Source organism: Shewanella sp. SW24, assembly GCF_025653395.1.
Taxonomy (GTDB): Bacteria; Pseudomonadota; Gammaproteobacteria; order Enterobacterales; family Shewanellaceae; genus Shewanella; species Shewanella oncorhynchi.
Genome location: NZ_JAKKSH010000075.1, coordinates 1 through 774, shown reverse-complemented (window position 1 = coordinate 774; position 774 = coordinate 1). Strand labels below are relative to the sequence as shown.

Below are 774 nucleotides of genomic sequence, written 5' to 3'. Positions count from 1 at the left end.
GTTAAAGAGCGGGCTTAAAAAAGCCAAAGATAATTTTTAAGTTTATCTTTGGCATCTCTATCCATAGTGCATATGCCTTATTACTTTTCAATAAAGTCAGAATAAGGTGTAAATGGTGGAGCTATGCGGGATCGAACCGCAGACCTCCTGCGTGCAAGGCAGGCGCTCTCCCAGCTGAGCTATAGCCCCATTTACATGCAGTGCGAGTAAGTAAGATGTTCCAAACCTCTAAAAGGATTGGTTTGCCAATCATTTCTTATCAAGTCGGACAGTGGCGACGTTTAGTTCACTAAACGAGTCACTTTCCAACGCTGAGAAGGAAGGATTGGTGGGTCAGAGTGGACTTGAACCACCGACCTCACCCTTATCAGGGGTGCGCTCTAACCAGCTGAGCTACAGACCCATCTTATTGATAAATCTAAGTCCATCTAGAACCACCGACCTCACCCTACTCTTTATGAAGGGATTGGGGTGCTAACCAGCTGAGCTACAGACCCATCTTTGATAAACCTATTTAACTAGGTTCATCTTTTACTCTTTCTTCTATCAAGCAAATCTGTGTGAACACTCAAAAGGTACACGGATGTACCGAATGTCGAAAATGCAGGAGCATTTTTCGACCAAACATTAAGTTAGTCGTATAGGTAAGGAGGTGATCCAGCCCCAGGTTCCCCTAGGGCTACCTTGTTACGACTTCACCCCAGTCATGAACCACAAAGTGGTGAGCGCCCCCCCGAAGGTTAAGCTACCCACTTCTTTTGCAGCCCACTCCCA

Annotated in this window: 2 tRNA genes and 1 rRNA gene; all 3 read right to left on the bottom strand. The window is 45.9% G+C overall.

Annotated features, from left to right (window positions below):
* Positions 1 to 113: 113 nt before the first annotated feature.
* Positions 114 to 189 (bottom strand) — tRNA-Ala (locus L5M17_RS22940).
* Positions 190 to 326: 137 nt separating this feature from the next.
* Positions 327 to 403, bottom strand: a tRNA-Ile gene (locus L5M17_RS22935).
* Positions 404 to 645: 242 nt separating this feature from the next.
* Positions 646 to 774, bottom strand: a 16S ribosomal RNA gene (locus L5M17_RS22930); the annotation flags it as partial.